Genomic DNA, 6,650 nt, shown 5'->3' on the forward strand with positions numbered 1-6,650 from the left:
TGCACTTGTTCGGGTTGACCAACTTCCATTGTGTAAATCGTTAGGTCCATACATTAAAGCAAATGAAATCTCCAGATTTTTAAAATTGTCATAAAACCTTATTTCCTTTTCCTTGTCTGATTTGATTACTGCAGTCAATTCTATTTCTTCACCAATTCGATAAGAGTTTTTGTCTGTTATAAAGTATCTTTTAGTATCATTGAAATTGTCAGTTTGACAACTCGTCAGCATGAAGAAGGCTGTTATAATAAGAAAGATGTTCTTCATAGTCTAAATAAACAACTAACTAAGGTATAGCAGGAGTCCATCTCCTGCTATACACCTACATCAGGCGGCTAGCAGGAATAACCCTTGTTAAATATAGAAAAAATCTATTATGAATTTTTATAAAATGGCACTGTACTATGCTAGGGAATGTTTGCTATACCTCTAAGCTTGTAGTAGAGGTATAGCTTTGCTCAGAGCTTTAGATATACTTAGAGATAGACCCACCTAACAAGTCTGTGGCTTCCCTGCAGGTGCTGCATGATTGGTATTGATGAAAGAGAGAAGGAAGTATGATTTATAAGTTGGCAGCATCAGCATTAGCCTAGACTATTCTATTTCTGATCCATTTTATTTGTCCGTTGTGGTTTGATTCATGTTCGCAAACATGGAACCACTTACAGTAGTTGTTGGTCGGGCCCCAGGGCCAATCTTTGTCCACTGCCAATAGCCAGGAATCATCCCGCTTCCTGAATTCTGCTATGGTTCGTTCGCGTGTTTCTTCCAATACATTTAAGTAAAAGTCGAGGCTATGGCCCTTGATGGAGTTCCTGGCTTCATCTCCAAGGTTCAGCGGTACATCCCATTGCTTCCTTTCTTTTGCGTCCCAGGTTTTGCCTTCTAGTGTATTGACCTGATAGAACCTTTCAGTAGCTGCCAGATGCAACAGCATCGCCCCAATGGTGTTTGACTTTGGGTCATGCAGGTAATCCAGTTCCTCTACTGTCATGCGCTGTACAGACTGTAGCACAACCATCCGCATCCAGTTCATCATGGAAACGAGTGCCCCGACATGTGGAGAAAAGCCCTGTCTGGGACCTATAATATTAATTTCTTCCTGTGTTCTGTCCATACCCCATCCTTCTTGAGATAATAACCCGAAGCCAGCTATACCCGCAGTCACTGTAGCTGTGGTCCTGATAAAGCACCTGCGATCAAAGCGGTTGGCTGGCTTTTTCATAGCAGTCCGTTTATCAGGTTTACGAAACTGAAATGTCAAAGGCAGTAAGAGAAGAGGAACAAGCAGCTAAAAATCTTAACCAAACAAAGCCGGCAGCTGCTTGATCAAGGTATAGCCGCCCATCCAGGCCATCAGCAGCACGACCAGAATTCCGAAAACAGTCAGCCATAGTGGGTGGCGGTAATCTCCGATAATAGTCTTCTTGTAAGCTGCCAGTAGTATGGTGCCCAGTGTGATCGGTAAGATCAGCCCATTCAGGGCGCCTGCCAGAATGAGCAGGTGAACAGGACGGCCGATGGTGACGAAAATAACGGTGGAGATGGCGATGAAGCCGATGATGAACCAGTTCTCATTCCGTTCAATGCTGCTGTGGTAGGACCTGATAAAAGAGACGGAGGTATAGGCAGAACCGATGACCGACGTGATGGCAGCCGACACCATCACGATGCCGAATAAGGTATAGCCGATGTCGCCTGCAGCCAACTGAAAGACAGAGGCAGGCGGGTTGCCCGCGTCCAACACCAGCCCTTTGCTGACTACACCGAGTGCCGCCAGGAAAAGAAGAATGCGGATAAGAGAAGCGATCGTGATGCCGGATACGGCACTGGTTGTCACTTCCGGCAGGGAAGCTTCTCCCTTCACGCCGGCATCCAGCAGCCTGTGGCCGCCGGCAAACGTAATATAGCCGCCCACCGTGCCGCCTACCAGTGTGATGATGGCGATGAAGTCGATCTTGTCAGGTAGAACCGTTTTCAGGACGGCCTCGCCCACAGGAGGCGCGGAGGTAATGGCCACGTACAAAATCAGCAGTATCATCAGCAGGCCCATGAGTTGGGCAAAGCGGTCCATCATTTTTTTGGCTTCCCGCACCAGGAAGATCCCAATGGAAATGGCTGCGGCTATGACTGCGCCTGCCTCGGGCGATATACCGAACAGCACATTGAAGCCAAGGCCCGCCCCGCCCACATTCCCTATATTAAAGGCAAAGCCGCCGAGTACGATCAGCACCGCGATGAACAGCCCGAGCCCCGGCAGTACCATGTTGGCAATGTCCTGTGCCCGTTTTTCTGATACTGCGATCACGCGCCATACATTGAGTTGCACACCGATGTCGAGGACGATGGAGGTGAGGATAACGAAGCCGAAGCTGGCACCCAGCGTTTGGGTGAAGACAGTGGTTTGGGTCAGGAAGCCGGGACCTACGGCAGAGGTGGCCATCAGGAAAGCGGCTCCCAGGAGCACGCTCCAGTTTCTTGCTGGCTTCATCCGTTGGGCGTTCCTTTTGCGGCGAGAGCTATACCTTCCTGGCTGAGCGCAGCCCGGATGTGGCGGGCAAAGTCCAGGGCATGCGGGCCATCGCCGTGAATGCAAACCGTGTCAGCCTGTATGGCAACGTCCTGACCTTGCTGCGAACGCACTTTGCCTTCTTTTATCATCCGTACGACCTGCTGCGCTGCCTCTTCCGGATCTGTAACAAGGGCATTGGGTAAGCTGCGCGAGGTAAGGGTGCCATCGGGCTGGTAGGTGCGGTCTGCAAATACTTCCTGGGCGGTCGCCAGGCCCAGCCTGTTTCCGGCTTTGATCAGTTCACTTCCGGCCAGGCCATATAAGCTAGCTTCCGGTTTTACTTTATACACAGCTTCCGCTATAGCCTCTGCCAGGTTCACATCGACGGCGGCCATATTGTAAAGCGCACCGTGGGGTTTCACGTGGTGCAACACGCTGCCTTCTGCCTGCACAAAAGCCGACAAAGCACCTAGCTGGTATACCACCATTTCATACACTTCCTGGGGAGAAACAGCCATGTTGCGGCGGCCGAAACCTGCCAGGTCGGGCAGGCCCGGATGTGCACCGATGGCTACCTGGTGCTGCAGGGCCAGCTGCACGGTCTTACGCATCACGCCAGGGTCACCGGCATGGAAACCGCAGGCGATGTTAGCGGAGGTGACATACTGCAGGATCTGCTCGTCGTTGCCCATGTGGTAGGCACCAAAGCTCTCCCCTAAGTCAGAGTTCAGGTCAACGGAAAAATTTTGGCTCATAAGTGGCTCTTAAGTTGGATCGCCCGTTCGAGCTGCTCCAGGTGCTGCTCCTGGCGGATGTAGAGTTGCTGGGCTTCTTCCAGCGTCACCTCCTCGAAGGAGATGGTCTGGCCGGGTACGACCTGGGCTAATACGGGCAGATCGGCACTGATCACCTGCGCGATACGGGGGTAGCCTCCGGTGGTCTGGTGGTCTGCCATCAGTACAATGGGTTGCCCGTCAGGCGGTACCTGCACCGTGCCGAACGTAACGGCACAGGAGATAAGCTCTGTTTGTTCAGCCAGGGATACAGAAACGCCCTGTAGCCGGTAGCCCATCCGGTCGGACCGGGAGGATACCTGGAAACGCTCTGACCAGATCTGCGCTCTGCTGGTTTCTGTAAAGCGTTCGTATTCGGGACCTCGGATGGCGCGGATAACCGGGCTGGTTTTATAATCTGGGTAGAGTTGCGGATCGGGTGTCCAGCGGGTATAGGCAAAGGTCTGGGTATCGGTTGCAGTCGCTGCTTCTTTCAAAAGGGACAGCCCTTCCCGGGTCGGGCCTGTACAAGGTATACGGTCCCCGGCCTGCAGCGCCCTTCCTTCCAACCCCCCGATACCGGCACGCAGGTAAGTCGCGTAACTGCCCATGACCTCAGGTATGGCAAAGCCCCCCGAGACAGCCAGATAGGCACGGCAGTATGATTTGCGCTCCCCAAATGCCAGTATACTTCCCTGCTTCACCAAAACAGGGCGCCACATCTTTACAGGTTTCCCGTTGATCAGGGGCGAAAGGTCGGCGCCGGTCAGGGCAATGATATGGTCTTCGTGGAAGCGTATCACCGGGCCTGCCAGCGTTATTTCCAGCGCCGCCTGATGCCGGGCATTGCCAGCCAGCAGGTTGGCTGCCCGCAAGGCAAAGGTATCCATGGCGCCGCTCACGATGATGCCGTCTTTCTGGTAGCCATACCTGCCCCTGTCCTGAATTGTGGTGAGCAGGCCGGGCTTGCGTATCTCAAGACTCATCTTCCTGCTCCTTTCTTTGCTGAAATTCGTCTTCGGATACCGGCACAAAGCGAACCATGTCACCTGCCTGCAGCAAACTAGGTGGGGCGTGGTCGGGGTGGAAAAGCGTCAGGGGCGTGCGGCCGATGAGTTGCCAGCCGCCGGGTGTTTCGATCGGGTAGATACCGGTCTGGTTGCCGGCTATACCTACCGAGCCGGCCGGTATGTGTTCTCTGGGCACTTCCTTGCGGGGAGCAGCGATCTTTTTGCTCAGTCCGCCCAGGTATGGGAAGCCGGGCGCAAAGCCGATCATGTACACGATGTATTTTCCGCGGGCATGGCAGGCGATCACTTCCTCGGGTGTCAACTTGTTATACCGGGCCACATACTCCAGGTCCGGGCCATACGCACCGCCGTAGCAGACCGGTATCTCTACCGTGCGGGGCCTGGACTTTTTCTGGCTTTCCCTGGCAAGGCTGAGCATACGCTGCACCAGCTCCGTCATACGCGCATACGGATTATAATGGCCTTTCTCGCTCACCACCCAGGGGTCGTAGTGGATCGTGACGGTTGTGAAAGCGGGCACCTGTTCTACCAGGCCCGGGAAAGGATGGCGCTCCAGGTAAGAGACGAAAGCGCGTACTTTGCTATGCGTAGGCCCATCGATGCAGTCACCGAACTGCACCGTGATCGCCGCATCGCCAAGCGGATACAACTGGAATAAACGCATGTCCTTTTGTTTCATACCTGAGCCTTTTTATCCGCCTGCTTATAATACCTCCTGCTGAAATTATGGTTTCTGGTTTTTTGTGTTTGCATGACCTGCCCATGCCTTCTCCCTGCAGGGGTATGTGCAGTGTTCTTGTATGCATACACTGAGCAATATAGCTTTATTTTACACAAACAGGCATACATAAAAAAACACAAGAGCCGGGTGAGTGGCTCTTGTGTTTTGAGGTTGGATCATTTCATTCGACGCTGGCAGGTACCTACACCTGAAATCAGCTTTTGGTAATTCCAATGTCTTCCAGCACAGGCGGATGCAGTTGGCCTTCGGTACGGGCTACGACCATGGCAACCGTGGCATCGCCTGTAATATTGACGGTGGTACGCAGCATGTCGAGTATACGGTCAGGAGCCAGGATCAGGGCTATACCTTCGATCGGGATGCCCGCCTGCTGCAGCACGATCACCAGCATCACCACGCCGGCTCCCGGTACGGCAGCGGCACCTATGGAGGCCAGCGTTGCCGTCAGTACGATGCCTGCCTGTGTCGCCAGCGACAGGTCCATGCCATAGGCCTGGGCAATGAATACAGCAGCCACGGCCTGGTACAGGCTGGTGCCGTCCATGTTGATGGTCGCGCCCAGCGGCAACACAAAACTGGTGATTTCCCGGTTGATGCCCAGCCTTTCTTCGCAGCGTTCCATGGTAACGGGGAGCGTAGCAGCACTCGAAGAGGTAGATAAAGCCAGCATCTGGGCCGGAAAAATACCTTTGAAGAAATCCATGTAATTTGTCTTGCCTAATGTGGTCACCAGTATCGGGTATACCACAAACATCATGATAGCCAGCCCGATCGTTACTACGATGCAGTAATAGCCCAGCACAAGCAGCAGCTCCAGAGCAGCTCCCGGGTCATCGCCGGCAAACTCCACCACCAGACCTGCCAGCAAAGCAAATACCCCATAAGGTGCTGCCATCATGATGATATCCACCATCTTGAGTATGATGAGGTTGACGCCCTCAAAGAAGGCATTGACAGGTGCCGCCTTCTCAAAAGGGATAAGAATGAGGGCTATTCCGAAGAGCAGGGCAAAAAAGATCACCTGCAGCATCTTGCTGTTGTCTGTCATGGACAGGAAGACGTTGTCAGGAACGATGTCGATGAGCGCCTGTAGCGGTCCCTGCTGTTTTACTTCCTCCGCATCCGAAGAACGCTCGGTGGTAGCGGCGGCATATTGTGCTTTAAACTCTTCGCGCTTCTCGGGCGAGAAGGCTTTGCCGGGCTCTGCAATGTTGACGATCGTAAGCCCCAGCACCACGGCAAGTACAGTGGTCATCAGGTATAAGCCGATCGTCTTGGAACCGATGCGCGAAAGTTTGCTGATATCGCTGAGGCTGGCCACGCCGGTGATCAGGGACACGAGTACCAGTGGCACAGCGATGAGTTTGAGCAGGTTGATAAAGATGGTACCAAATGGCTTGATCCAGTCAGTGGTGAACCCGATGAGACCGAAAGAGCTGGCAGACACGCCCCAGGCTACTCCCAGTGCCATACCTATCAGGATTTGCCAGTGTAAAGCTAGTTTCTTCATAAACAGGTTGGTGGTGACAGGGTCTGAATGAGCGCCTGCCGGAAAGTTAAAGATTCAAGAAAAAGCAGGTATGGCTTAGCCC

Annotated in this window: 7 protein-coding genes; all 7 read right to left on the reverse strand. The window is 53.2% G+C overall.

The annotated features are described in order from the left end of the window. On the reverse strand, positions 1–267 hold a 267-nt coding region (locus OB13_RS05880; RefSeq protein ID WP_461489222.1), incomplete at its 3' end, for a hypothetical protein. A gap of 322 nt (positions 268–589) precedes the next feature. After that, a complete protein-coding gene (locus tag OB13_RS05885) occupies positions 590–1,117 on the reverse strand; it encodes a DinB family protein (RefSeq protein WP_461489223.1) in 528 nt (175 codons plus the stop codon). A 183-nt stretch (positions 1,118–1,300) separates the two neighbouring features. Beyond that, the gene (locus OB13_RS05890) at positions 1,301–2,491 is read right to left on the reverse strand and encodes an NRAMP family divalent metal transporter (protein WP_461489224.1); all 1,191 of its coding nucleotides are present in this window, start codon (positions 2,489–2,491) and stop codon (positions 1,301–1,303) included. Next, entirely contained in the window at positions 2,488–3,267 is a 780-nt protein-coding gene (locus tag OB13_RS05895; protein WP_461489225.1) for a LamB/YcsF family protein, read from the reverse strand. Before OB13_RS05895 ends, OB13_RS05890 begins: the two co-directional genes overlap by 4 nt. Next, entirely contained in the window at positions 3,264–4,271 is a 1,008-nt protein-coding gene (locus tag OB13_RS05900; protein WP_461489226.1) for a 5-oxoprolinase subunit C family protein, read from the reverse strand. Before OB13_RS05900 ends, OB13_RS05895 begins: the two co-directional genes overlap by 4 nt. Continuing rightward, a complete protein-coding gene (gene pxpB / locus OB13_RS05905; RefSeq protein WP_461489227.1) occupies positions 4,261–4,995 on the reverse strand; it encodes a 5-oxoprolinase subunit PxpB in 735 nt (244 codons plus the stop codon). The genes OB13_RS05900 and pxpB overlap by 11 nt, the downstream gene beginning before the upstream one ends. A 256-nt stretch (positions 4,996–5,251) precedes the next feature. After that, positions 5,252–6,568 carry a dicarboxylate/amino acid:cation symporter gene (locus OB13_RS05910; protein ID WP_461489228.1) on the reverse strand — a complete coding sequence of 439 codons (1,317 nt, stop codon included), beginning with the start codon at positions 6,566–6,568 and terminating at the stop codon, positions 5,252–5,254. Positions 6,569–6,650 lie beyond the last annotated feature (82 nt).

The organism is Pontibacter sp. HJ8, assembly GCF_054824225.1.